The sequence below is a fragment of the Mesorhizobium liriopis genome (assembly GCF_024053505.1).
GTDB classification, from domain to species: Bacteria; Pseudomonadota; Alphaproteobacteria; order Rhizobiales; family Rhizobiaceae; genus Mesorhizobium_B; species Mesorhizobium_B liriopis.
This window is the reverse complement of record NZ_JAMXQS010000006.1, coordinates 270532-296029: the sequence shown is the minus strand read 5'-3', so window position 1 is coordinate 296029 and position 25498 is coordinate 270532. Positions and strand designations below refer to the sequence as shown.

Sequence of the window (25498 nt, the reverse complement as noted above, 5' to 3'; positions counted from 1 at the left end):
AGGAAGCGATAATGAAATGCTTCCCAAGCGCCCGATATACCAATGCGTAGAGTCGTGCGTTTGGGCTCTGACAAGATGAGGCAGGTCGGGACCATGCAGTTGAGTGAGGAGCAAACCCTTACGATTGCAGCAATTATCTACGGAGAGACGTCCGTATGGATAACTTCAGAAAATCGGACCACGCCGGGCTCTTCCTATGAGCTGCTAAAAGGCTGGTGTGATCGCGGCTGGTTTGTCCAGGTATCAGTCGAGATGAAACGCGCAGGTGCGTTCAGGGTGACATCGAAAGGACTGCACGCGCTTCCCGGCATCCTTGATAAGCAAGGTGCACTCATGGACCGCAGTTATCCGGCCCTGCCGAAGTTGACGACGCTCCAAGAGCAAATCCTCGCGGCCTACTTTCACTGCGAGACAAAACACTGATCGCGCGCTGATCCTAGCCAGGTGCGGCCACGATTAGGAGCTGATCGTCGGGCAGGGGGCGCTGAAGTTCGGATGCCTCGTTCCATGGTGCGCGGAGCCACGTGTTGATTTCATCCGACTCGGTAAGGATCACCGGCATCGCCTTCGGATGGATCGGCTTCACCACCTCGTTGGGCTCCGTCGTCAGGAAACCGAACAGTTCGAAGTCCTGCTCGCCATCCTTGACCTTCTTCACGCCGGTCCATGGCGTCCAGATGGCCGCAAATGCAAACAGCGGCGTGTCGTCATCGGTGGCGAACCAGACAACTGGCCCTTCACCATCCTCTCCTTTCTTTGGGTTGGGCTCTGAGAAGCTAGTGGCCAGCGCAATGCATCGGTGCTCGGGAGCCAGCCAGCGGCGCCAGTGAGGCGACGAGGAGTTCCGCACGTTCGTCACGCCGGGGTCGGCCTTCTTATCCTTCATGGCAAAGGCAGGCGAGGGCATTCCCCAGGTCAGGGCCACTAGCTCGCGCTTGCCGTCCTCGCCGACACGGACAGCGGGTGCTTTGTACCCTGGATAGACACTCAACGAGGGCTGGAGGTTGCCGAACAGGTCACGTTTCGCTTGCGTCCACTGTAGGATTTCGGACTGCGTGGTACGGGTATTGTAAAGGTTGCACATGGGCAGGACCGTGCCTCAGTGCAGCGAAGCCGACAAGAGGCTTGCGCGACTCAGAGGAAATTGTTCCTCATTCGTTCTTATGAAGATACCGATGATATCCGACTATCCCGAGCCGAAGATAAAGGTCTCGTGCGAAAAGTGCGGGCGCCGCGCGCAGTATGACCGGGACGCTATGATCAAGGCCGGTGGTGACCGGCGCTTGCTCGATCTGCTCGATGCCATCCAAGAGCGGTTGAAGTGCGAGACGCTTGAGCGCGACCCCGACATCTACAACAAGTGCCGGCTGAAGTACGAGAACATCAGACCGGCCACGCCAAACGCCTATGAGCAGGCAAGGGATGGCTAGTGCAGCACCGCCCAGATCGTCACGCAGCCCATGAGCACTGGCGAAACCATCACGGTGCCAAGTCGAAGCCAGAACCACACAGCATATCTGTCCATGATCTACTCTCCGCTGAGACCGATATACTCGGTGATCTAAGCGAAGCGAGCTATTCCCAAGATTTCTTCGCGAGGAACGCGGAGGGCGAGAGCATCGCATCAGGCTAGGATGCAGGCGGTGGCGCTGGCAACTCCATCCAGTGGGTAGGCCTGTCGAAGAGTATTTCGGGCTCGAATGCATCAACCCAATGGTCTGGGCCACAGTCAGGAGAAAACCAACGCCCTAGCCCTATACACAGCATTTGATGCCGGCCCACGCCCGGCGACAGATGAGGGAAGCTGCCATCATCTGGCTCGAAGAGTAGAATTGCCGTCCCATCCTTCGGCGCACTCTCAATCGGCTTCCACATTGTCTCGCTCATCTCAAATCTCCTGCGCCAGAGGGCGGTGAGGGAAGGGCTAGGCGGCCGACAGTATCTCGATCAGTTTGTCACGGTGCTTCGGCTTGAGACCTTTTCCATCAGGCACGCGCACGAAGTTGTGCCGCTGCTCCGGAAGCATGTCGCAGTCGTCATCCACGATGGCATAGGCTTCGATCTCAGGATGGCGGCTTAGCCACTCCTCGATCTGGTGCCCGCGACTGTCATGGCTTCGGATTGTCGAGCCGTCTTCATGCCGGCAGTTGATGCGGTCCTTACCCAGATCAACGAACACCTCCCACATGAAGTCGGCCGCCAACTTGCGCTCAAGGTCAGGCATCCCGCGCCACGCAGACGACAGGACGATCTTGCAACCGGTCGCTTTGACAACCTCGTGGACGAGCGCAATGCGTGTGTGGTCAAGCGGGAGCGGCCCGAAGCGCCAGTCGCCGAAGACGCCATCATGGTTCAGGACGCCATCGACATCGAGGAATAGAACGCGCTCCCCCATCACGCCTCTCCCGTGACCGTGGAGGGGTGGGGGAGAGAACGCTCGCAGAACAACGAGAAGTCGCACCTTTTATCCGGTGCGACCGTCAGGCCGATTTTCTCAATGAAATCAGATGCCGAAAAGTCCGTTGGCGATCCCGGCAGGATTCGAACCTGCGACCATCGGCTTAGAAGGCCGGTGCTCTATCCGGCTGAGCTACGGGACCGTTTGCCCTTGGACTCAATGCGTCCAGGGAATTTTCCGGTCATAGCGGAAGTTGTCCGAATAGGAAATCTGCCGCCGCTTGCTTTCCTGCGGCTCCTCGACCCGATACTCGATGCCATGCTTTTCGGCATAGGCCGTCGCGTCTTCCCGCGTTTCGAAGGTCAGGCGCACCTGCGAGGTCATGTCTGTGGAGGACGTGTAGCCCATCAGCGGGTCGATGCGGCGCGGCGCGGCAGGATCGAATTCGAGCACCCAGTGTCCGGTCTTCGCCTTGCCGGACTGCATGGCCGTCTTCGCCGGGCTGTAGATGCGCGCCGCCATCGGGGCTCCGTCTGTTGCTTGGCCGTCTGTTGTTCAATCAAATGGTCGGAGTGGCAGGATTCGAACCTGCGACCCCCTGATCCCAAATCAGGTGCGCTACCAGGCTGCGCTACACTCCGACGACCCATCGGGCTTGGGCGCTTCCTAGCCTTGTGATCGCAAGGAATGCAAGCGCCAAATCACTGTGCCGGCGCGTTCTGCCCTGCGGCATTCGGTGCCGCCGGGTCGCTCGGATTGCCGTTCGTGCCGGCAGGCGCGATCGTCTCATTGGGCGCATTGCTGTTCACATTGTTCTGCACGCCTGTCTTGACGTCGGGAGCGGTCGAAACCTGCGTGTCGATCAGTGAGTGCACCGTCCACGCAACCGCGATGATCGCCACCACGATGATCAGAACCAGAACTTCCTTGCGTGGACGCATGCTTGTCCTCCCTTTGCTGCTGTCTGCGGAGAACTAGCGGGGGAGGGCCGAGTTTCTAGGCGGCAGCCGCCGCTGCAAGACCGGTTGCGAGATCGGCCTGCAAATCCTCGAAATCTTCGAGACCGATCTGCAGCCGCAGAACGGGCCCTTCCTGGGGCGCAACAGCCACCGTTCGGTCGCCCAAGAAGACTGGCACTGCGAGGCTCTCAAATCCGCCCCAGGAGTAGCCGAGGCCGAATATCGCCAGTGCGTCGAGGAAGGCATGCGCCTGCGTTTTGCCACCGCCGGCAAGGACGATGGAGAAGATGCCGCTCGCCCCTTTGAAGTCGCGCTTCCAGAGGGCGTGATCCGGATGGCTCGGAAGGGCAGGATGCAGCACGCGCGCGACGCCCGGCTGGGTTTCCAGCCATTCGGCGAGCCGCAGGGCCGTTGCACCGTGGCGCTCGAGGCGAACCCCCATGGTGCGAAGCCCGCGATGCACCTGATAAACATCGTCGGGCCCTGCGCAGATGCCCACCGACAAGAACGTCTCGTGAAGCTGCGGCCAGCATTTCGGGTTGGCCGAAACGGTGCCGAGCAGGACGTCGGAATGACCGGCGGGATATTTGGTGGCCGCGTGGATGACGACATCGACGCCGAAATCGAGCGGTTTGAAGAGAAGCGCGGTCGCCCAGGTGTTATCGATCATCACCACGGCATCGATCTCGCGAGCCGCTTCAACGATTGCCGGGATGTCTTGGACTTCAAACGTGTTCGACCCCGGCGATTCGGTGAAGATCACGCGGGTATTGGGGCGAAAGAGCCGTGAAATGCCGGCGCCGATCCGTGGGTCGTAATATTCGACCTCCACGCCGAGGCGCGTCAGCATCGTGTTCGCGAAATGCCTGGTCGGGCCGTAAACGGAATCGACGATCAGCAGGTGGTCGCCGGCCGACAGGAACGCGATCAGTGGAAGTGTCACCGCCGCGAGACCCGAGGGAACGGCAACCGTGCCGGCCGAGCCCTCCAGTGCGTCGAAGGCGCTGCAAAGCGCATCGGAGGTCGGCGTGCCGCGGGTTCCGTAGGTGTAGCGTTGGGCGCGTGCGGCCATGGTCGCTGCGTCGGGAAACAGCACGGTGGAGGCGTGAACGACCGGCGGATTGACGAAGCCGTGGAACTCGCGCGGGTCGTTGCCGATATGCGCCAGCCGCGTGTTGATGCCGAGCTTCGTTTGAGGATCGTTCGCCATGCTTCATTCCAAAAGTTCGAATCTTGCGGCCATAAGTCCAGAAACCCGATGGGCGCAAGCATCGGAAACATGTTCCGGTGGGGAATGAGAGTGCTGGCGCATAGTGCTTGACCTGCGTGGAATAATCGCTTTCGATGCACTGCACACATTGAGAGCAGCCGCAGCCGGCAACGGTTGAAGAATGTTGCTGGCGGGGAACCTTGCAGGGTGGCTGAAAGACGGGACGTCTTCGGCAGACAACGGGAAAAGGATTGCAACGGGAATGAAGACCATCATCAAAGCTGCGCTGGGCACGGCTCTGCTTGCGCTCGGCGCTTCGGCAGCATCCGCCGACACGCTCAGCGATGTGAAGGCCAAGGGCTTTCTCCAGTGCGGCGTCAATACCGGTTTGGCCGGCTTCTCCGCGCCGGACGACAAGGGCGAGTGGACCGGCATCGACGCCGATTTCTGCCGTGCCGTGGCGGCCGCAGTTTTCGGTGACGCGACCAAGGTCCGCTTCTCGCCGCTGAGCGCCAAGGAGCGTTTCACCGCGCTTCAGTCGGGCGAGGTGGACATCCTGTCGCGTAATACGACCTGGACCGTGAACCGCGACACCGCGCTCGGCCTGAATTTCGTGGGCGTCACCTATTATGACGGCCAGGGCTTCATGCTGAACTCGAAGAAGATCCCCGGCGTGAACTCCGCGCTTCAGCTTTCCGGCGCTTCCGTCTGCGTGCAGTCGGGTACGACCACCGAGCTGAACCTCGCCGACTACTTCAAGGCGAACAAGATGGAGTATAACCCCGTCGTGTTCGAGAAGGTCGAGGAAGCCAACGCGGCCTATGATGCGGGCCGCTGCGACGTCTACACGACCGACCAGTCGGGCCTCTACGGCACGCGTCTGACGCTTTCCAACCCGGACGACCACATCGTTCTGCCCGAAATCATCTCGAAGGAGCCGCTCGGACCAGCCGTGCGTCAGGGCGACGACAAGTGGTACCATATCGTCAAGTGGGTTTACTTCGCTCAGCTGACCGCTGAGGAACTGGGCATCACGCAGGCCAATGTCGAGGAGATGAAGAACTCCGAGAACCCCGAGATCCGCCGCGTGCTCGGCACCGAGGCCGACACCAAGATCGGCACTGACCTGGGCCTTACCAACGATTGGGTCGTGAACATCGTCAAGGGCGTGGGCAATTACGGCGAAATGTTCGAGCGCAATGTCGGTTCGGGCAGCGCGCTCAAGATCGCACGTGGCCTGAACGGTCTTTGGACCAAGGGCGGCCTGCAATACGCACCGCCGATCCGCTGATCGTCTCTGGAAAACGGGGGCGGCTTTCCGAGCCGCTCCCATTCTGCCTCGTTTCCGGAGCGCCGTGATGGCAACGCAAGACCTCCGTATGGGTGCTGCCGCGCCGCGCGTGGCCCTGCTCTACAATCCGCGGTTCCGCTCGATCATCACGCAGGTCGTGGTGGCGCTGGCCCTGATCGCGTTGATCGCCTGGTTCGTGGACAACACGATCACCAACCTGCGCCGCGCCAACATCGCTTCGGGCTTCGGGTTTCTTTACAGCCGCGCCGGCTTCGACATTTCCTTCTCGCTTATCCCCTACACCAACGATTCGACCTATCTGCGCGCGATCGCGGTCGGCACGCTGAACACCATTCTGGTTGCCGTGATGGGTATCGTCACCGCGACGATCATCGGCTTCATCGTGGGCGTCGGGCGCCTGTCGCGCAACTGGCTGATCCGTGCGATCTCGACCGTCTATGTCGAGACCTTCCGCAACATTCCGCCGCTGCTCGTCATCTTCTTCTGGTATTTCGGCGTCATTTCCGCGCTGCCGACCGTGCGCGACTCGATCGCGCTGCCTTTCGGCTCGTTCCTGAACAGTCGCGGCTTCTTCTTTCCGAAGGTGATCTGGGGCGAGGGTGCGTGGCTCATCCCGGTCGCGTTCATCGTTGCCATCGCGCTGGTGCTCTTCGTCCGCAGCCGGGCAAAAGCGCGACAGGAAGCGACGGGTCAGCGCTTTCCGGTCGTATGGACCTCGATCGCCCTGCTGATCGGCCTGCCGCTCCTGGCATTTTTCGTCAGCGGAATGCCGGCGACTCTCGACTTTCCGAAGAAGTCCGTCTTCAACCTGACCGGCGGCATGACGCTCGCGCCTGAGCTTCTTTCGCTCTATCTGGCGCTCTCCTTCTACACGGCCTCCTTTATCGCCGAGATCGTGCGGGCGGGCATCCGTGGCGTGAGCAAAGGGCAGACCGAAGCAGCCTATGCGCTGGGCTTGCGACCGCGAAGCGCGCTTAATCTCGTCGTCGTGCCGCAGGCCATGCGCATCGCCATTCCGCCGCTCGCCAGCCAATATCTGAACCTTACCAAGAACTCGTCGCTAGCGATCGCCATCGGTTTTCCCGACCTCGTCGCCATCGGCGGTACGACGCTCAACCAGACAGGGCAGTCTGTCGAGGTCGTTGTGCTTTGGCTCGTGATCTATCTTGCCATCAGCCTCGTGACATCCGCCTTCATGAACTGGTTCAACGCGCGCGTCGCGCTGGTGGAGAGGTAAGATGCAGGAGCACGACCTTTCCTATGTCCGTGTGGAGATGGTGAACGCACAGGCTGCGCCGGCGAGCGAGCGGGGTGCCGGTCACTGGCTGCGTACCAATCTGTTCGCCACGCCGCTCGATTCGGTGCTCACCCTGATCGCTCTGCTGATCGTGAGCTACTACCTGCCTTCGGTCATCAACTGGATGCTGATCAACGCACAATGGACCGGCACGGATCGCACCTTCTGCGCGACGACGGCGCAGGGCGGCGGCATTCAGCCCGAGGGTTGGTCCGGCGCATGCTGGGCCTTTGTCGGCGCGAAATTCCAGCAATTCATGTTCGGCCGCTATCCGGTGGACGAGCGGTGGCGGGTCTATCTCGTGGCCGTGCTGTTCGTGGCTCTTCTCACGCCGCTGCTGATCCCGCGCGTACCGAAGAAGACGCTCAATGCCATCCTTTTCTTCGTGGCCTTCCCGATCGTCGCCTATTTCCTGCTGCTCGGCGGCCATTTCGGGCTTCGCTACGTCGAAACGGCGCTCTGGGGCGGTCTGATGGTGACGCTGGTGCTGAGCTTCGTGGGCATGGTCGTGTCGCTGCCGCTCGGCGTGATCCTGGCGCTCGGACGCCGCTCGAAGATGCCGGTCGTCAAGCTGTTGAGCGTCATTTTCATCGAGACGATTCGTGGCGTGCCGCTCATCACCGTGCTGTTCATGGCGAGCGTGATGCTGCCGCTTTTCCTGCCGCCGGGTACGAGCTTCGACAAGTTCCTGCGGGCCTTGGTCGGCTTCTCGCTGTTCGCTTCGGCCTATATGGCCGAAGTCATCCGCGGCGGCTTGCAGGCGATCCCGAAGGGGCAGGGCGAGGGTGCCGACTCTCTGGGCCTGAGCTACTGGCAGAAGATGGGCCTCATCGTCATGCCGCAGGCGCTCAAGCTGGTGATCCCGGGCATCGTCAACACCTTCATTGGGCTCTTCAAGGATACGAGTCTCGTCTACATCATCGGCATGTTCGATCTGCTCGGCATCGTTCGTCAGAACTTCTCCGACGCGTCCTGGGCATCGCCGCAGACACCCATGACGGGGCTGATCTTTGCAGGCCTCGTCTTTTGGGTATTCTGCTTCGGCATGTCGCGTTATTCCATGTTCATGGAGCGTCGGCTCGACACGGGCTACAGGCGCTAAGGGGTTAGGGGTTAGGATCATGGCAACCGAGAACGCCGTTGCAGCCGAGGACCTTTCGGTTGATCGCGCCAAGATGCAGGTGTCGAAGACCGAGGTCGCAGTTGAGATCGATGCGATGCACAAGTGGTATGGCGACTTTCATGTGCTGCGCGACATCAATCTGAAGGTCATGCGTGGCGAGCGCATCGTCATCTGCGGGCCTTCGGGCTCCGGCAAGTCGACCATGATCCGCTGCATCAACCGCCTGGAAGAGCACCAGAAGGGCCGCATCGTCGTCGATGGCAAGGAACTGACCAACGATCTGAAGAAGATCGACGAGGTGCGCCGCGAAGTCGGCATGGTGTTCCAGCACTTCAACCTGTTTCCGCATCTGACCATTCTCGAGAACTGCACGCTGGCACCGATCTGGGTGCGCAAGATGCCCAAACGCCAAGCCGAGGAGGTGGCGATGCACTTTCTCAAGCGCGTGAAGATCCCCGAGCAGGCCAACAAATATCCCGGCCAGCTCTCGGGCGGCCAGCAGCAGCGCGTGGCAATTGCCCGATCGCTCTGCATGAACCCGCGCATCATGCTTTTCGACGAGCCGACCTCGGCCCTCGATCCCGAAATGATCAAGGAAGTGCTTGAAACCATGGTCGGCCTGGCCGAGGAGGGCATGACCATGCTGTGCGTGACCCATGAAATGGGCTTCGCGCGCAAGGTGGCGAACCGTGTGATCTTCATGGATCAGGGCCAGATCGTCGAGCAGAACACGCCCGTCGAGTTCTTCGATCACCCCCAGCACGAGCGCACCAAGCTGTTTCTCAGCCAGATCCTGCATTGAGACGATCACGGCGGCTGACAGCGCTCCGTCTACTTGGAGCGCTGGTCGGCACGCTGATCGTCGCCTTCGTGTTGGGCGCGCTGATCCCGCGCCCGCTTTGGTCGAAGGAAAAGAGCGCTGTGCCGATGCGGCGCATTCTCGTTCTGGCGAATCCGATCCACACCGACATCGCCTTCGCGCCCGACCCGGACATTCTCTCGACCTTCGGTTTTCTCGCCGAGGACGGCCTACCGCTCACGCATCCGGACGTCGGATGGATTGCATTCGGATGGGGCGGGCGTGCCTTCTACACCCAGACGCCAGAATGGTCGCAGTTGAAGGCCGGTCCGCTTTTTCGGGGCCTGACCTACGATGCCTCCGTCATGCATGTGACGCTGATCGGCCAATTCGATCCGGAGAGCGAAGGCGTCCTTGCGCTCGAGTTGCCGGAAGCTGAATTTCAGCACATCATCACCTCAATTCGCCAGAGCTTTCGCGCAGAGGCGTCCGGGCGACCTGACCTCATCGAGGGGTCCCGCTACGGGCCAGCGGACTTGTTCTACGAAGCGAATGGCGGCTTCACGGCACTGATGGGCTGCAACACCTGGAGCAGCGCAATGCTGCGTCAGGGCGGTTTGCAAACCGGGTGGTGGAATCCACTGCCCCAAAGCCCGATGCTGTCGCTTCGGCTCCACAATGGTTTGGAAAGAGGTTCGAAGGGCGCCTGAAGGCTGCTCCAATCAAATCAGCTGTCGCCGATGCGCCAGCCGTAAAGCCAGTCGAGGTCGGCCGCGAGCGCCTCTGGTGTGCGCCGAGCAAGCACCCTGTCGCGGACCCAGGCCACGGGCCCCGCAGCATGCCATGCCAACCGGTTGAGCCTGCCGCGCTTGATAACCGCATTGACGCGCGCAGTGCGGACGCGACGCCACTCATCGAGAGCGCGAAGACGCGGACTGTGCGAGGCGAGCGCCATTGCAAGCGTGGCCGCATCCTCGATGGCCATCGCCGCACCTTGGGCCGCGAATGGCGTCGTCGCATGGGCAGCGTCCCCGATGAGCGCAAGGGACGCACCGGCTCCCCAATCGATGGGACGCACCAGCTTCACGTCCCATGCGGACCAGCGGGCGCGCTGCGCAGCCAGCTGGGCGAGCGCGGGCAGGGCGCCCGCAAAACTATCGGCGAACGCCCGAAAATCCCTTTCGCCGCCGCACTCGCCTCGCGTGGACGAGAAGCCCGCGAGATTGAATTGTTGTCCGCCGCGAACGGGATAAGCGATGCAGTGGACGCGTGGATGGACGAATGCCGTGACATGGTCGTCCGATGCGGGCAGCCCGGAGAGTTGGTCGGGCGAGAATGTGGCGCGCCATGCCGTAAAACCCGATGGTTGGGCCTCTCGGCCTCCACCCAAACGGCGCAATCGTGAACGCACACCATCGGCGCCGATGAGGAAAGATGCGCCCACTGGCTGGCCATCAGTCACAACGGAGAGACCGGCGGAATCACGGATGACGGATTCGATCCGGGTGCCGAGTGTCAGCGCAATGCGCGGCTCGCTGGCGACCGCTTCCAGCAACACACGTTGAAGGTCGGCACGGTGAAGCACGTAATAAGGTGCGCCCCAACGCGCTTCCGCCCATTGACCTAGGCGCACAGTCGCAAGCTCTCGGCTCGACCGCGCGTCAATCAGCGCAACGCGCTCGGGCTGGCTTGCAACCGCCTTCAAGGCCTCGCCGAGCCCGAGCTCGATCAGGATACGCGTCGCGTTGGGCGAGAGTTGCAGGCCTGCGCCGGCTTCCTCCAGCCGTTCGGCCTGCTCGAAGATGCGCACGCTTATGCCGCGCTTGGCGAGCGCGAGCGCTGCGGTCAGCCCGGCTATCCCCGCGCCGACGATCAGCACGGGTTCGGTCATTGAGATATCAGGCTGCGCGCCCGAGATAGAGCGCGCCGGCTGGAACCGTCTCTCCGGCCTTCAGCGCGGGGTCGTAGCGGAACAGCGTCGAGCAATAGGGGCAGACCTTCTCATTGTCGCCGCCCATGTCGAGAAACTCGTGCGGATGATCGAAGGGCGGTGTCGCGCCCACGCACATGAATTCCTTGACGCCGATGGTGATGAAGGCGTGCCCTGCATCGTTCTGGAAGTGGGGGATCGTTCCGCCAGCCATGATTCTTCCGCCCGCTCGCAATTCCTGTCATGAAGAAGTCAGCGTTTGGAGCATATCCGATTTCTTTGCAAGAAGTCGCATGGAGGCGAAGTTGGCGTTGAAGGCAAAGAGACCGATCCGCAGCGAGAGCGAGTTCCGACCCGCACAGGAAGCGTTCTCGCCCGCCGAGCCCGGCGGCGTGACCGGCAATCCGGATCGCTTCGTCAATCGGGAGTTCTCGTGGCTGCAGTTCAACCGCCGCGTTCTCGAACAGTCGCTCAATGATCGCCACCCGCTTCTCGAGCGTGTGCGGTTTCTGTCCATCTCGGCCGCCAACCTCGACGAGTTCTTCATGGTCCGCGTGGCGGGCCTCGCCGGGCAGGTGCGGCAGGGCATCGCGCTCAAGAGCCCGGACGGCCGCACGCCCGAACAGCAGCTCGAACAGCTTCTGATCGAGGTCGAGCATCTTCAGGAGGATCAGCATGCGAGCCTTGCCGGTCTTCTGACCCTCCTGGCGAAGGAAGGCATCGAACTGGTCACGAGTGACCAGCTGGCGAAGGAAGACCGGTCGTGGCTGGAAGAGCATTTCCTCGATGCGATCTTTCCGGTGATGACGCCGCTTTCGATCGACCCGGCCCACCCGTTCCCGTTCATCCCGAATCTCGGCTTCACCATCGCGCTTCAGCTTCGCAACAAGCGCAACAAGACGGAAATGACCGCGCTTTTGCGCCTGCCCACCGCGTTGCGCCGCTATGTCCGGTTACCGGAACGCAAGGGCGTGTCGCGCTTCATTCCACTAGAAGAGGTCGTGAACCTCTTCGTCGGCAGGCTCTTCCCGGGCTACGAGGTGCACGGTTCGGGCACGTTCCGCATCATTCGCGACAGCGATATCGAAGTGGAAGAAGAAGCTGAGGATCTCGTTCGGCTGTTCGAGAGCGCGCTGAAGCGCCGCAGGCGCGGGCAGGTGATCCGCATCGAGTTCGACTCCGGCACGCCCGACTCGCTACGCGAATTCGTGTCCGAAGCACTGGGCGTGTCCGGCAACCGTGTCAGCGTGTTGCATGGCCCGCTCGCCATCGGCCAAATCTCCGAGATCATCAGCGTTTCACGCGACGACCTGAAGTTCGAACCCTACAATCCGCGCTTCCCCGAGCGCATCCGCGAGCACGGCGGCGATTGTTTCGCGGCCATCCGCGAGAAGGACATCGTCGTCCACCACCCTTACGAGAGCTTCGACGTGGTGGTGCAGTTCCTGCGGCAGGCTGCGGCCGATCCGGATGTGGTCGCCATCAAGCAGACGCTCTACCGAACCTCGAACGACAGCCCGATCGTCCGCGCGCTGGTGGATGCCGCCGAAGCCGGCAAGTCGGTGACGGCATTGGTCGAGCTGAAGGCACGGTTCGACGAAGAGGCGAATATCCGCTGGGCGCGTGATCTGGAGCGCGCCGGCGTGCAGGTCGTGTTCGGCTTCCTGGAGCTGAAGACCCACGCCAAAATGTCGCTCGTGGTGCGCCGCGAGGATACGAAGCTGCGCAATTATGTGCACTTGGGCACCGGCAACTACCACCCGCAGACTGCACGCATCTACACCGATCTTTCCTTCTTCACGACCGACCCGACCATTGCGCGCGACGTGGCGCAGATCTTCAACTTCATCACCGGCTATGCCGAGCCCGCGCATGACATGCGCATCGCGCTCTCGCCCTACACGCTGCGCAACCGTATTCTCGGCCACATCGCCGAGGAGATCGTGCATGCGCGGGAAGGGCGGCCGGCGCGCATCTGGATGAAGATGAATTCGCTGGTCGATCCGATCACCATCGATGCGCTTTACGAGGCGAGCGCGGCAGGCGTCGAGGTGGAACTCGTCGTGCGCGGCATCTGCTGCCTGCGTCCGCAGGTGCCGGGCTTGTCGGAGAATATCCGCGTCAAGTCGATCGTCGGCCGCTTCCTCGAGCACAGCCGCATCTACTGCTTCGGCAACGGTCAGGGCCTGCCATCGGATGGCGCCATTCTCTACATCAGCTCAGCCGACCTGATGCCGCGCAATCTCGACCGCCGCGTCGAGTGCATGGTGCCGATCACCAATCCGACTGTGCATGAACAGGTGCTCGGCCAGATCATGCTGGGCAACCTGATAGACAACCAGCAAAGCTTCGAAGTATTGCCCGATGGCACGTCGCGCCGGATCGAACCGGAGGAAGGCGAGGAGCCATTCAATGCGCAGGAATATTTCATGACCAACCCGAGCCTGTCGGGCCGTGGCGGCGCGCTGAAGTCGCATGCGCCGAAGACGATCGCGCAGGTGAAGCGCCGCAAGAAGCTGCCTTCGCATCCTGCCCCTTCGGCAGCGGCGGCCGAATGAATTTCGACTCGCAGGGACGGCTACCCGGGCGCAAGCCGGTAGCCATCGTCGATATCGGATCGAACTCGGTCCGACTGGTGATCTACGAGGGCATCGCGCGTGCGCCGACTGTTCTCTTCAATGAGAAGATGCTGGCAGGCCTCGGTCGTGGGCTGGTCTCGACCGGGCGGCTCGACCCGGAAGCGGTTACGCGCTCCATGAGTGAGTTCGCACGTTTTCGCGCTTTGGCCGAGCAGTCCGGTGCCGAAGAGCTGTACGTGATCGCGACCGCGGCTGCGCGAGAGGCGGAGAACGGCGCGGATTTCGTGGAACGTGCGGAAAAGGTATTCGGCGCGCCGATCCGCATCCTGAGCGGCAAGGAAGAAGCCTATTATTCGGCGCTCGGGATCATTGCCGGGTTCCACGATGCCGATGGCATCGCTGGCGATCTCGGGGGGGGTAGCCTCGAGCTGGTCGATGTGAAAAACGACACGGTCGGCGAGGGTATCACGCTGCCGCTCGGCGGCCTGCGTCTGCAGGATATGGCCAAGGGATCGCTTGCAACCGCAGCGAGGCTCGCGCGCGAGCACCTGTCTGGTGCCGCGCCGCTCAAGCTCGGCAAAGGCCGACCGTTCTATGCCGTCGGCGGCACATGGCGGAATCTCGCGCGGCTGCACATGAACGCCACGGATTATCCGCTGACGGTCATGCACAATTACGAGATGCTGACCGACGCTTCGGTCGATTTCCTGCGCCAGGTCGGAAAGGGCGAGTTCGACAAGATCAAGGGTATCGAGAAGATTTCGAAGAGCCGCCGCGCTCTGCTCCCCTACGGCGCCCTCGTGCTCTCGGAAGTCATCGAGCAGATGAAACCGTCCAAGGTCGTCGTGTCGGCGCTTGGCGTGCGGGAAGGATTTCTGCACTCACTATTGCCGCAGGACGAGCACGGGCATGATCCGCTGATCGAGGCTGCCGCCGAGTTCGCGCTCCTGCGCTCGCGTTCCTACGCCCATGCGCGGGAGTTGCTCGACTGGACCGATCAAAGCTTCGAAGCCTTCGGCATCGAGGAGACCGACACCGAGAAGCGCTTGCGTCATGCTGCCTGTCTCTTGTCCGATATCGGCTGGCGCGCTCATCCGGAATATCGCGGCGCGCAGTCGCTCAACATCATCGCGCATGCGTCCTTCGTGGGCGTGGATCACCCCGGCCGCATCTACCTGGCCTTGGCACCGCTCTTCCGGCACGAGGGCATCTTCAACGAGGACATTGCGCCGGAATTGCGTGTTCTCGCGCCGCAGCGCTACATCGAGCGCGCTCGATTGCTCGGCGCGATGTTCCGCGTGGTGTACCTGCTGACGGCCTCGATGCCCGGCATCATGCCGAGAATGCGCTGGGAGAAGCGTGGTGATGGCGGGTTAGCTCTTGTCTTGCCTGCGGACTGTGCACCGCTGAACGGCGAGCGACCGGAAGGGCGTGTGGCGCAGTTGGCGAAAGTGGCCGGGCGGAAACTGGACCTGGGAGTGGTGGGGTAAGAAACCCGCTACGTCTCCCTCGCTGCGAGCAGCGATTTGCTTGTCGGCACTGTGGCGGAGGCTAGACCACCCCCACCACTAAAAGGATCGCCCACCTAGGCTGAATGCCTGAGCCGCTGCTCAAACCTCGAATGTCACGATCTTCCTCCCGGAAAATCGCATCGCCAGTTCACCACGGACCAGCCGGAGCGCTTTTTCCCCGAACACTTCGCGCCGCCATCCATGCAACGCGGCGACCTCGGCCTTCTCGCCATCCGTCGCCAGCCGGTCGATGTCATCGCTCGATGCGAGAACCTTGGCCGCGACGCCCTGCTGGTCGGCGACCTGTCGCAGCAGCACCTTAAGGAGTTCCGAAGCGGCGTTCGAGCCTTCCGCCCCTTGCGCCGGTTTCGGCACCTTCGGCAGTTCTTCCTTGGGGATCGCCAAGGCCGTCTGCACGGCAGCGATCAGGCCATTGGCTGTCGATGACCGTTCCCAACCCTTGGGAATTGTCCGCAGCCGCCCGAGCGCCGTTGCATCCTTCGGCTGCTGCTGCGCGACCTCGAACAAGGCGTCATCCTTGACCACGCGCTGGCGCGGAACATTGCGCTCGCGTGCCTCGCGCTCGCGCCATGCTGCGATCGATTGCAGAACGGCCAGCTCGATCGGCTTGCGCACGCGCATCTTGAGCCGCTTCCATGCATCCTCAGGATGCGGATCGTAGGTGTCGCGATTGGTGAGGATATCCATCTCCTCGTTCACCCAGCTCGACCGGCCTTCTTTTTCCAGTCGCGCGGCGAGAAATTCGTAGACCTCGATCAGATGCGTTACGTCGGCCAGCGCATATTCGAGCTGCCGGTCTGAAAGCGGGCGCTGGCGCCAGTCGGTGAAGCGCGAGGATTTATCGATATGGGCGCCGGTCACGCGGCTCACGAGCTGGTCGTAGGATACGCTTTCGCCGAAGCCCGCGACCATCGCGGCAACCTGCGTGTCGAACACCGGATGCGGGATCAGCCCGCCGAGGTGAAAAATGATCTCGATATCCTGACGTGCCGCATGGAAGACCTTGAGCACGCTCTCATCGCCCATCAGGTCGAAGAACGGCTTCAGGTCGAGACCCGGCGCGAGCGGGTCGACCAGCGCGGTGGCACCGGGCGCGGCCATCTGGATCAGGCAGAGCTCGGGCCAGAAAGTCGTTTCGCGGATGAACTCGGTGTCGACCGTGACAAAGGCTGAGCGCCTCAGAATTTCGATCGCAGCTTCGAGCTCGGACTGTGTCGTGATCGTATGCATAGGCATTTCCGGCTAAGCAGGCTTGCTTTCGTCATTCACCCCACGGCGCGCTGCGTCAAGCCGCGCACGATCAGCCCTGTGGAGGACCATCGGCCTTGCGTGCCAGACGGCCGAAAAGGAGCGAGGTGCGCAGCATCATGACGAAGCGCCGTCGCCGCTCGGCCGGAACGGCGGGCGTCGAGCCCATACGCAGCACCGTCACGCCGATGAAGAGGATGTAGATGAGCGCCGTGAAGCCGAACAGCGCGTGAGGCCCATAGATGCGCATGACGACGGATGCCGCATAAGGCCCCATGATGGCGCCCACCGAGTAGAAGAACATCAGTGCGGCCGAAACAAGCACGAACTCGTCCTTGCCCGCGCGATCGTTGGCGTGGGCCGCCGAAAGCGAGAAGAGCGGCATCGCGCAGGCACCGAAAACGAACACGAGCGCGAAGTTGAGAAAGCGATCCTCGCCGGGCAGGAACAGGAAGGCCACGGAACAGATCATGGCGCCGATCGTGGTGAGCAGGAGGACCATGCGCCGGTCCCAGCGATCCGACAGATAGCCGAGCGGGTACTGCACCAGCGCGCTTCCGATGATGCCGAGGCTCATGAAGGTGACGACGTCGGTGACGCTCAACCCGATCTCTTCCGCATAAACCGGCCCGACCGTGCGAAACGCGCCGTTCGTCACGCCGACTGAGATGCAGCCGATGCTCGCCAGCGGCGAGATCGCCCATGCGCGCCGGAGGTCGAGCTTTACCTCGTCCGGTACCTTCGGGTTGGACCGGTCTGCGATCGAAACCGGAACGAGCGACATGGTGATCATCATCGACATGACCGCGAAGATCGTGAAACCGCCGGGGCCGAAAAGTGGGATCAGGAATTGCGATCCGGTCACGGCGGACACGTCGATGATGCGGTAGAGCGCGAGCACCCGTGCGCGGTCCGAGTTCGATGAGCCGGAATTGAGCCAGCTCTCCATGACGGTGAAAAGCCCGGCGAAGCAGAAGCCGGTCATGAACCGGATCAGGGCCCATGCGACCGGGTCAACGACGAGAACGAGCATCAGCGTGCAGGAGGCGGCCGTCGCAGCGAGCGTCGCGAAAGAGCGGATGTGCCCTACGGACCGCATCAGGCGTACGACGAAAATGCATCCGAGCAGGAAGCCTGCGAAATAGGCCGTTCCCACGAAGCCGATCACGGTCGGTCCGAAGCCTTCCGACGCGCCGCGAAGCGCGATCAGCGTCGCCTGCAAGCCGTTGCCGCCAAGAAGGATGGCAGCCGCGACGAGCAGCGGGATGAGGGGGCGGAGGGAAGACATACCGAACCTAGCTAAAGGTTCGGGGGTAGGGTGTCAGCAAGGAACAGGCATTGGACCAGAGAGTCGGCCGCGCTGACACCCGCATCAAGCGGTTGCGGTTTCCAACGCGCGGGAAGCACGTTCGGCCGCGTGGCGCCCTGTACGGTCGATCCATTCCAGCAGCTTCTCGCGCTTGCGGACGAGCTTGCGCGTATTCCAGGTCTTCGAAAGTCGGTGGACGGGGATCAGCATCTTCTCGCCAAGGCCATCGATGCAGACGAAGCGGCCATCCTCTTCCGTGCCGAGCCAGAGGAAGTTCGAGGCGTGCACATCGTTCAGCACCACATGGCAGTCGACGCATTCCTGGAAGAAAGCGTCGAGCTTCTGGCGATGGAGCAGCGTGAAGCGGCGTTCCTTCACCAGCGCCATCAATGTCGGCGCGGGGCTGCCGTCAGGTGCCGCGACCTTGCCGACGAGCAGTCCCGGTCCATGCGAGGTCGCAACGATACCGATGGCTGGCGCGAAGGGGAGGTCACGCTGACCGTAGCGGAAGGCGTTTCGGGCGAAGCGCAGGGTTTCGCTCAGCTCACGGTGAAACGAGATATAGCAGCCATAGGCGCGGTTCGGCTTCCACTTGCGGCGAAGCTGCGTCAGCTCTCCACGGCCGTCGATGCGGTCGGCGCGGATGACTTTGACCAGCACATCGTCGAACTCGGGATGCAGGTAGACATCGCGCACGCCCCCCGTGGCGATGGGCGATGAGCCGGTCAAATCAACCTTCTGCAACAGATTCCGAGACATGATCCGCTGTTAAGCCGGCTTCATCGCGGCGGCAATGAACAAAAGATTGCCGACCTTGACAATTCTTGAGCCCCATGCGCTTAACCCCGCGCAAACTTGGCCTCCCTTTGCGTGGCCTCCCGTCGATCATTTCGCGCCGGAACACTTCATGCACCGCTATCGCAGCCACACCTGCGCCCAGCTCCGCAAAGCGGATGTGGGCACGACCACCCGCCTTTCCGGCTGGGTCCATCGCGTTCGCGACCATGGCGGCCTGCTCTTCATCGATCTACGCGACCATTACGGCCTGACCCAAATCGTCGCCGATCCGGACTCGCCATGCTTCAAGACGGCCGAAACCGTGCGCGGCGAGTGGGTCATCCGCGTGGACGGCGAGGTGAAGGCGCGCACGCCCGAGACGGTGAACCCGAACCTGCCGACCGGCGAGATCGAGATCTTCGCGCTAGAGATGGAAGTGCTGTCAGCGTCCAAGGAACTGCCGCTGCCGGTGTTCGGTGAGCCGGACTACCCGGAAGACGTGCGCCTGAAGTATCGCTTCCTCGACCTGCGCCGCGACACGCTGCACAAGAACATCGTCAAGCGCACGCAGATCATCGCGGCGATGCGCCGCCGCATGACGGATGTCGGTTTCACCGAATATTCGACGCCGATCCTCACCGCATCGTCGCCCGAAGGCGCGCGTGACTTCCTCGTGCCGAGCCGCATCCATCCCGGCAACTTCTATGCGCTTCCGCAGGCGCCGCAGCAGTACAAGCAGCTTCTGATGGTGGCGGGCTTCGACCGCTACTTCCAGATCGCGCCCTGCTTCCGCGACGAGGACCCGCGCGCAGACCGCCTGCCGGGTGAGTTCTACCAGCTCGACCTCGAAATGAGCTTCGTCGAGCAGGAAGACATCTGGACCACGATGGAGCCGATCATGCGCGGCATCTTCGAAGAGTTCGCCGAGGGCAAGCCGGTGACGCAAAAATTCCCGCGCATTCCCTACGACGAGGCCATCCGGAAATACGGTTCCGACAAGCCGGACCTGCGCAACCCGATCGAGATGCAGGCGGTGACCGAGCACTTCGCAGGCTCGGGCTTCAAGGTCTTCGCCAACATGATCGCTGCGAACCCGAAGGTCGAAGTGTGGGCCATTCCCGCCAAGACCGGTGGTAGCCGTGCCTTCTGCGACCGCATGAACGCCTGGGCGCAACAGCAGGGCCAGCCCGGCCTTGGCTATATCTTCTGGCGCAAGGAAGGCGAGAAGCTTGAAGGTGCCGGACCGCTTGCCAAGAATATCGGCGAAGAGCGCACCGAGGCTGTCCGGACGCAGCTTGGTCTCGCGGATGGCGACGCCTGCTTTTTCGTGGCCGGCGAGCCGTCCAAGTTCTACAAGTTCGCGGGCGAGGCGCGCACTCGCGCCGGTGAGGAACTGAACCTCGTCGATCGCGACCGTTTCGAGCTATGCTGGATCGTCGATTTCCCCTTCTTCGAGTGGAGCGAAGAGGAAAAGAAGATCGACTTCGCGCACAATCCCTTCTCGATGCCGCAAGGCGGGCTCGAGGCGCTGAACGGCGCCGATCCGCTGTCGATCAAGGCCTATCAGTACGACATGGTCTGCAACGGCTTCGAGATCGCATCAGGCTCGATCCGCAACCAGTCCCCCGAGCTGATGGTCGCGGCCTTCGAGAAGGTGGGGCTGAGCAAGGCGGATGTGGAGGAGCGCTTCGGCGGCCTTTATCGCGCGTTCCAGTATGGCGCGCCGCCCCACGGCGGCATGGCGGCCGGCATCGACCGCGTCGTGATGCTCTTGGTGGGCGCGAAGAACCTGCGCGAGATCTCGCTGTTCCCGATGAACCAGCAGGCGGAAGACCTTCTGATGGGTGCACCGTCCCCTGCGACCCCGACGCAGCTGCGCGAACTCGCACTGCGGCCGCTGCCGCCCAAGGCTTGAGCGGTGCTATGGGGGAGCGAGGGCGCCCGCGTGTCCTCGTTACGGGCTTCGGCTCGTTTCCCGGCGTGCCGGCCAATCCTACGGAAGAGCTGATTGCGGCTCTCCGTACGAACCACGCCAAGGACGCGGCCTTTCGCTACGAGATTCTGGCCGTCGAGTATCAGAGCGTGCCGCAGCGTCTCGAAGCCTTGGGCCACGACTTCGCACCTGACATCGCGATCCATTTCGGCGTGAGCCGCAACTCGCGGGCCTTCGATGTCGAGACGACCGCGCGGAACGTGGTCTGTACGGTCAAGCCGGACAATGCCGGTCATGTGCCGGCCGAAGCGTTCGTTCGCGCGGGTGAGGGGCCTTTGCTTTCGACCCTGCCCATCGATGCGATCAAGCGAGCTTTGGAAATGGCGCAGCTTCCGGTCGCGTTGTCGGACGATGCCGGCGACTATCTCTGTAACTTCATCTTCTACCTCTCGCGCGGCATGCATGTGCCGCCCTTCGCGCCGAAGGTAGCAGGCTTCATCCATGTGCCGCCGTTCGACACCGAGCTCTCGAACGGCGAACGCTTCTCGCTCGACATGCTGAAGCGTGGCGCGGAGATCATCATCGAAACCTCTATCGCCCGCTGGCAGGATGCTTGAATCAAAAAGGCCGCGCCCGAAGACGCGGCCTTTCGATGAGGGTCTTGGTGTCGCCTATTTCGCCTGATTGGCGGAAACCGACAAGCCGAGCTGCTTGAGCACATCAAGAGGGTTGCCTGCAGCCGAGCCGGCAAGCTGCGCGACCGGAACCGGCGCGGACGGGCGCGACACGATCTCGAGGCTCTTCGGGTCGTCGAGATACGCGTTTACCGCGTCCGAAGCCTGCTTGGCCAGGTCGGGCATCTGAAGCTGGGCGAGACCGAAGGGCACGATCGCCTTGGCCTGGTTGGTGATGTCGGAGGGCTGCACGCCCTGCTGCTTGGCGATGTAGTCGATGACCTTCTCCGTCAGCGAGTCGTCATCGAAGCGGATCGACATGCCGCCATATTTCAGCTGCTGCATCAGACCGAGCATAGCGAGGCCTTGCGCCGAATTATCGGAGCCGGCAGGCTGCGCGGCCATCTTCTGCTGCAGATCCTGCACCGATTTGATGAAGGCCGGCGTGTAGCCGTCGATATCGAAGGTGAAGCCGAGCTTACCGACATCGTTCACGGTCAGATCATACTGCGAGATCTTCAGCGCGCCGCTGCCAACCTGCCAGGAGCCGGCCATTTCGAGAAAGCCATCGATGTTCTGATAGCCGAGCGCCTCGACGACCTGCTTGGTCTTCGGGTCGGGAATCGCGCCCAGATTGGCTGCGAACTTCTCGGCCTTGCCGGTGAAGCCGAAGGCGCCTTCCGTGCCGCGGTCGAGTTTCACGTTGAGGTTGTCGAGCGTGAACATCTCGGTGCCGTTCGAGGTGAAGGCCACCTTGCCGACATCGGCCGCATCATAAAGCATCAGGCTCTTCAGCGGATCCGTCTCGCCGGCCGCCGGGATTTCGAGGCCGCTCAATGAGACACCGCTCAAGTCGAAGGTGATGCCTTGATCGGTGGTCGAGTAGGTGGGGAAAGACACCTTTTCGACCTTGTAACCGCCGGCCTGTTCCGTCACGCCATCGAGCGTCACGTCGCCGATCGGCTTGGTCTGGCTGGTTGCTGCCGCGGCGCCCTTGGGCAGCCCGAAGCTGACGCCCTTGAGCACGAGTTGTGAACCGTTCTGCTCGATATTTGTCCACTCGGCAGACAAGCCCTGCTTTGTCAGCGCGGCTTTCAGGTCCTCGCCGAACTTGGTTGCGTCCTGAGCGGACGCGAACTGGCTCGGCAGCACGACGAGAGCAGTTGTGATGGAAAGAAGTCGAAGCGATTGGTTCAGCGTCATGCAGTTTCCTCTGGGGTCGTATCTCGTGTCTTTTAAGTAACGGTCGATTCATTGCTGAGAGAATGAGACCGGAAAATGAAAGCAGCTGTGCTTTCAACGAAATAGGCGGAAAACGCAAACTGGAAGCTGCTGCTTGTTCGAGATGTCCGATTACGGTATTCGAACGGGGAGATAAAAGGAATAAAATCTTATGGGTAAGGTGACCCCTCCGCCCGCCGGCGGCGAATCGATCGAGCCGGTCGATCTCAAGGCCGCGTTGGAAGAGCGCTATCTGGCCTACGCGCTGTCCACCATCATGCATCGTGCGCTGCCGGATGTGCGCGATGGTCTGAAGCCGGTGCATCGCCGCATCATGCATGCCATGCGCCTGCTGCGCCTTCAGCCGAACCAGGGCTTCGCGAAATGCGCGCGCATCGTCGGCGAGGTGATGGGCAAGTTTCACCCGCATGGCGATCAGTCGATCTACGACGCGCTGGTGCGCCTCGCGCAGGACTTTTCCGTTCGCTATCCGCTGGTCGACGGTCAGGGGAACTTCGGCAATATCGACGGCGATAACGCGGCTGCCATGCGCTACACCGAAGCGCGCATGACGGAGGTCGCGACGGCGCTTCTGGAGGGTATCACCGAGGATGCCGTCGATTTCCGCCTGACTTATAACGAGGAAGACGAGGAGCCGGTCGTGCTGCCCGGTGCGTTCCCGAACCTGCTTGCCAATGGCTCGTCGGGCATCGCGGTGGGGATGGCGACGTCGATCCCGCCGCACAACGCGTTCGAACTGTGCAACGCGGCGGTCAAGCTGATCGACAATCCGGAAACGCCGATTGAAGAGTTGATGAGCCAGGCGGAAGGCGATGGGCTCGTGCGTGGGCCCGATTTTCCGACCGGCGGCATCGTGGTCGATACGCCCCAAGCGATGCTCGAATCCTATCGCACCGGGCGCGGCGGCTTCCGCCTGCGCGCGACTTGGACGCAGGAGGATCAGGGGCGCGGCACCTGGGTCGTGGTGGTCACCGAGATCCCCTATGGCGTGCAGAAGGCGCGGCTCATCGAGAAGATCGCCGAGCTTCTGATCGCGCGCAAGCTGCCGCTGCTCGAAGACATCCGCGACGAGAGTGCGGAGGATGTGCGCGTGGTGCTCGTGCCGCGTTCGCGCACGGTCGATCCCGGCATCCTGATGGAATCGCTTTTTAAGCTGACCGAGTTGGAAGTTCGCGTGCCGCTCAACATGAACGTGCTGTCGCGCGGCCGTGTGCCGAACGTCTTGTCGCTGAAATCCGTGCTGCAGGAATGGCTGGAGCATCGCAAGGACGTACTGATCCGACGCTCGCGCCACCGGTTGGCTGAGATCGAGCGGCGATTGGAAATCCTCGGCGGCTACCTCATCGCTTATCTCAATATTGACGAGGTCATCCGGATCATCCGCGAGGAGGACGATCCGAAGGCCAAGCTGATGAGCGCCTTCGAACTGACCGACAATCAGGCCGAAGCGATCCTCAACATGCGCCTGCGCAATTTGCGCAAGCTCGAGGAGTTCGAAATCCGCAAGGAATTCGATGCGCTGACCAAGGAAAAGCAGAAGCTCGAAACGCTGCTCGGATCGGACGCCAAGCAGTGGAAAACGATCCGTGGTGAAATCGAGGAAACGGCGAAGACCTTCGGGCCCGAAACACTTCTCGGTCGCCGCCGCACCGATTTCGCGCAGGCACCCGAGCACGATTTGACCGACATCCACCACGCGATGATCGAGAAGGAACCGATCACGGTTGTCATCTCCGAAAAGGGCTGGCTGCGCGCGCTCAAAGGCCACATCTCGGATTTCGCCAGCCTGACCTTCAAGGAAGGCGACAGCCTCAAGCTCGCTTTCCCGGCGCAGACCACGGACAAGATCCTCGTCTTCACCACGGGCGGCAAGTTCTACACGATCGGCGCGGACCGGTTGCCGGGCGGCCGCGGCCATGGCGAGCCGATCCGCATCATGGTGGACATGGAAAACGATCAAGCCATTGTCACCGCCTTCGTACATCGTCCGGGGCAGAAACTGTTGCTTGTGTCGCGTGAAGGTTACGGCTTTACAGTGCCCGAAAGCGAGACGGTGGCGAACACCCGCAAGGGGCGGCAGGTGATGAATGTGAAAGCGCCGAATGAAGCGGTTCGCTGCCTGCCCATGGATGGCGATCACGTGGCGATCGTCGGTGAGAACCGGAAGATGCTGGTTTTCGCCGCAGCCGAGGTGCCGGAAATGGGACGCGGCAAGGGCGTTCGCCTGCAACGCTTCCGCGACGGCGGTGTGGTCGATGCCAAGGCGTTCATGATGGAGACCGGCCTTTCCTGGAAAGACTCGGCCGACCGCATGCATGTGCGGACGCGCGCCGAACTGACAGACTGGATGGGACCACGTGGCTCGGCGGGCCGCATGGTGCCCAAAGGCTTCCCGCGCAGCGGCAAGTTCGGCTGACACATATTTTGTGCGATGCGGCATCTTGACTGCGAACGTTCATTCGCATAATTTGAGAATGAACGTTCGCTCTTTGAGATCGCCGTATACATGCTCCTCGACACTGAAACGCACGCCAACGGGTCAAGCGAAGAAAGCCTGAGCCGCGCGGAGCGTCGTGACATTCAGATCAAGCGTATTCTGGAGGCTGCGAAGACCTGCTTCGTCCGCAGCGGTTTTCAAGGTGCCTCTATGCACCAGATCTGCGCCGAGGTCGGGATGAGCCCTGGTGCGCTTTATCGCTACTTTCCTTCCAAGGAAGCAATCATTGCCGCAATCGCCGAGGCGGATCGCAAGCATGACGCGGAGATGTTCGCGCTGATTGAGCAGGCTCCGTCGATTTTCGAGGGCATCATTGCCTGCGCCATGGCGCATATCCGCCACACGCATCTCGACGGCAATGCCGCGATGTTCACGGAAATCCGCGCGGAATCCATGCGCAACGAACTCGTCCGCGACACTTGCCTGCAATGCATGATGGATGTCGAGAACGATTTCCGGGTGCATCTCGAGCGCGCCATAGAGGCGGGCGAAATCGATCCGGTTGTTCCGCTGGAAAGCCTGCTCGGCATCCTGATGTCTATCGGCGAAGGCATCGCGATCAACGATCTGCCTTCTCGGAACATCACCTTCGACGAGATCGAGACCGCGCTCCGTGTCTCACTCGGCGCGCTTTTGCGCCCGCGTGACAACGCAATCGCAACCCGGACCTGATCCTGTG

The 25498-nt window shown here is 62.0% G+C and carries 25 protein-coding genes and 2 tRNA genes; 13 read left to right on the top strand and 14 right to left on the bottom strand.

What is annotated here, in order from left to right; genetic code table 11:
• Positions 1-93: 93 nt before the first annotated feature.
• Positions 94-423: a hypothetical protein gene (locus NGM99_RS13620; RefSeq protein WP_252819767.1), complete on the top strand. Its 330-nt coding sequence runs from the start codon at positions 94-96 to the stop codon at positions 421-423.
• Between the two features lie 13 nt (positions 424-436).
• Here NGM99_RS13620 and NGM99_RS13615 read toward each other — a convergent pair whose 3' ends face one another.
• A complete protein-coding gene (locus NGM99_RS13615; protein WP_252819764.1) occupies positions 437-1084 on the bottom strand; it encodes an SOS response-associated peptidase in 648 nt (215 codons plus the stop codon).
• Positions 1085-1175: 91 nt separating this feature from the next.
• On the opposite strand from NGM99_RS13615, the gene NGM99_RS13610 reads away from it, so the two are divergent.
• Entirely contained in the window at positions 1176-1430 is a 255-nt protein-coding gene (locus NGM99_RS13610) for a hypothetical protein (RefSeq protein ID WP_252819762.1), read from the top strand.
• Between the two features lie 199 nt (positions 1431-1629).
• Here NGM99_RS13610 and NGM99_RS21790 read toward each other — a convergent pair whose 3' ends face one another.
• From NGM99_RS21790 to NGM99_RS13580, 7 genes are all read right to left on the bottom strand, one after another.
• On the bottom strand, positions 1630-1767 hold the full coding sequence (locus NGM99_RS21790; protein ID WP_353937424.1) for a DUF551 domain-containing protein: 138 nt from the start codon (positions 1765-1767) through the stop codon (positions 1630-1632).
• Between the two features lie 157 nt (positions 1768-1924).
• Entirely contained in the window at positions 1925-2395 is a 471-nt protein-coding gene (locus NGM99_RS13605; RefSeq protein ID WP_252819760.1) for an HAD domain-containing protein, read from the bottom strand.
• Between the two features lie 128 nt (positions 2396-2523).
• A tRNA-Arg gene (locus tag NGM99_RS13600) sits at positions 2524-2600 on the bottom strand.
• Between the two features lie 14 nt (positions 2601-2614).
• The gene (locus NGM99_RS13595; RefSeq protein ID WP_252819759.1) at positions 2615-2920 is read right to left on the bottom strand and encodes an ETC complex I subunit; all 306 of its coding nucleotides are present in this window, start codon (positions 2918-2920) and stop codon (positions 2615-2617) included.
• 42 nt (positions 2921-2962) lie between these two features.
• Positions 2963-3039 (bottom strand) — tRNA-Pro (locus tag NGM99_RS13590).
• Positions 3040-3099: 60 nt separating this feature from the next.
• The gene (locus tag NGM99_RS13585; protein ID WP_252819756.1) at positions 3100-3339 is read right to left on the bottom strand and encodes a hypothetical protein; all 240 of its coding nucleotides are present in this window, start codon (positions 3337-3339) and stop codon (positions 3100-3102) included.
• Between the two features lie 55 nt (positions 3340-3394).
• A complete protein-coding gene (locus NGM99_RS13580; RefSeq protein ID WP_252819754.1) occupies positions 3395-4567 on the bottom strand; it encodes a cystathionine beta-lyase in 1173 nt (390 codons plus the stop codon).
• Positions 4568-4829: 262 nt separating this feature from the next.
• Between NGM99_RS13580 and NGM99_RS13575 the strand changes: the two genes are divergently transcribed.
• The 5 genes from NGM99_RS13575 (at position 4830) to NGM99_RS13555 (ending at position 9808) form a co-directional block, all read left to right on the top strand.
• Complete coding sequence (locus NGM99_RS13575; protein ID WP_252819752.1) at positions 4830-5858, top strand: amino acid ABC transporter substrate-binding protein; 1029 nt, start codon at positions 4830-4832, stop codon at positions 5856-5858.
• Between the two features lie 67 nt (positions 5859-5925).
• Positions 5926-7116 carry an amino acid ABC transporter permease gene (locus NGM99_RS13570; RefSeq protein ID WP_252819750.1) on the top strand — a complete coding sequence of 397 codons (1191 nt, stop codon included), beginning with the start codon at positions 5926-5928 and terminating at the stop codon, positions 7114-7116.
• Position 7117: 1 nt separating this feature from the next.
• Complete coding sequence (locus NGM99_RS13565) at positions 7118-8278, top strand: amino acid ABC transporter permease (RefSeq protein WP_252819748.1); 1161 nt, start codon at positions 7118-7120, stop codon at positions 8276-8278.
• 19 nt (positions 8279-8297) lie between these two features.
• Complete coding sequence (locus NGM99_RS13560) at positions 8298-9101, top strand: amino acid ABC transporter ATP-binding protein (RefSeq protein ID WP_289852479.1); 804 nt, start codon at positions 8298-8300, stop codon at positions 9099-9101.
• On the top strand, positions 9098-9808 hold the full coding sequence (locus tag NGM99_RS13555) for a TIGR02117 family protein (RefSeq protein WP_289852478.1): 711 nt from the start codon (positions 9098-9100) through the stop codon (positions 9806-9808). Before NGM99_RS13560 ends, NGM99_RS13555 begins: the two co-directional genes overlap by 4 nt.
• A 17-nt stretch (positions 9809-9825) precedes the next feature.
• On the opposite strand, the gene NGM99_RS13550 is transcribed toward NGM99_RS13555, so the two are convergent.
• A complete protein-coding gene (locus NGM99_RS13550; protein WP_252819747.1) occupies positions 9826-10989 on the bottom strand; it encodes an FAD-dependent oxidoreductase in 1164 nt (387 codons plus the stop codon).
• Between the two features lie 7 nt (positions 10990-10996).
• Positions 10997-11242 (bottom strand): zinc-finger domain-containing protein, encoded by a 246-nt coding sequence (locus NGM99_RS13545; RefSeq protein ID WP_252819745.1) that lies wholly within the window; start codon positions 11240-11242, stop codon positions 10997-10999.
• A 115-nt stretch (positions 11243-11357) separates the two neighbouring features.
• Here NGM99_RS13545 and NGM99_RS13540 point away from each other — a divergent pair, with 115 nt between their 5' ends.
• Together NGM99_RS13540 and ppx are read left to right on the top strand one after the other, a co-directional pair.
• Positions 11358-13586 carry an RNA degradosome polyphosphate kinase gene (locus NGM99_RS13540; protein ID WP_435371433.1) on the top strand — a complete coding sequence of 743 codons (2229 nt, stop codon included), beginning with the start codon at positions 11358-11360 and terminating at the stop codon, positions 13584-13586.
• Positions 13583-15097, top strand: coding sequence for an exopolyphosphatase (gene ppx / locus NGM99_RS13535; RefSeq protein ID WP_252819743.1), 1515 nt, complete (start codon positions 13583-13585; stop codon positions 15095-15097). The genes NGM99_RS13540 and ppx overlap by 4 nt, the downstream gene beginning before the upstream one ends.
• A 120-nt stretch (positions 15098-15217) precedes the next feature.
• On the opposite strand, the gene rnd is transcribed toward ppx, so the two are convergent.
• The 3 genes from rnd to NGM99_RS13520 form a co-directional block, all read right to left on the bottom strand.
• Entirely contained in the window at positions 15218-16369 is a 1152-nt protein-coding gene (gene rnd, locus NGM99_RS13530; protein WP_252819741.1) for a ribonuclease D, read from the bottom strand.
• Positions 16370-16439: 70 nt separating this feature from the next.
• A complete protein-coding gene (locus tag NGM99_RS13525) occupies positions 16440-17675 on the bottom strand; it encodes an MFS transporter (RefSeq protein WP_252819740.1) in 1236 nt (411 codons plus the stop codon).
• 84 nt (positions 17676-17759) lie between these two features.
• Positions 17760-18425, bottom strand: a complete 666-nt coding sequence (locus NGM99_RS13520; RefSeq protein WP_252819738.1) for a YrbL family protein — start codon at positions 18423-18425, stop codon at positions 17760-17762.
• Between the two features lie 178 nt (positions 18426-18603).
• On the opposite strand from NGM99_RS13520, the gene aspS reads away from it, so the two are divergent.
• Both aspS and NGM99_RS13510 read left to right on the top strand, forming a co-directional pair.
• The gene (gene aspS / locus NGM99_RS13515) at positions 18604-20388 is read left to right on the top strand and encodes an aspartate--tRNA ligase (RefSeq protein WP_252819736.1); all 1785 of its coding nucleotides are present in this window, start codon (positions 18604-18606) and stop codon (positions 20386-20388) included.
• Positions 20389-20396: 8 nt separating this feature from the next.
• A complete protein-coding gene (locus NGM99_RS13510) occupies positions 20397-21023 on the top strand; it encodes a pyroglutamyl-peptidase I (protein ID WP_252819734.1) in 627 nt (208 codons plus the stop codon).
• A 54-nt stretch (positions 21024-21077) separates the two neighbouring features.
• Here NGM99_RS13510 and NGM99_RS13505 read toward each other — a convergent pair whose 3' ends face one another.
• Positions 21078-22283, bottom strand: a complete 1206-nt coding sequence (locus tag NGM99_RS13505) for an aq_1923 C-terminal domain (RefSeq protein ID WP_252819733.1) — start codon at positions 22281-22283, stop codon at positions 21078-21080.
• A 190-nt stretch (positions 22284-22473) separates the two neighbouring features.
• Here NGM99_RS13505 and parC point away from each other — a divergent pair, with 190 nt between their 5' ends.
• Complete coding sequence (gene parC, locus NGM99_RS13500) at positions 22474-24738, top strand: DNA topoisomerase IV subunit A (RefSeq protein ID WP_252819731.1); 2265 nt, start codon at positions 22474-22476, stop codon at positions 24736-24738.
• A 231-nt stretch (positions 24739-24969) separates the two neighbouring features.
• Positions 24970-25491 carry a TetR/AcrR family transcriptional regulator gene (locus NGM99_RS13495; RefSeq protein ID WP_252819729.1) on the top strand — a complete coding sequence of 174 codons (522 nt, stop codon included), beginning with the start codon at positions 24970-24972 and terminating at the stop codon, positions 25489-25491.
• Positions 25492-25498: the final 7 nt, after the last annotated feature.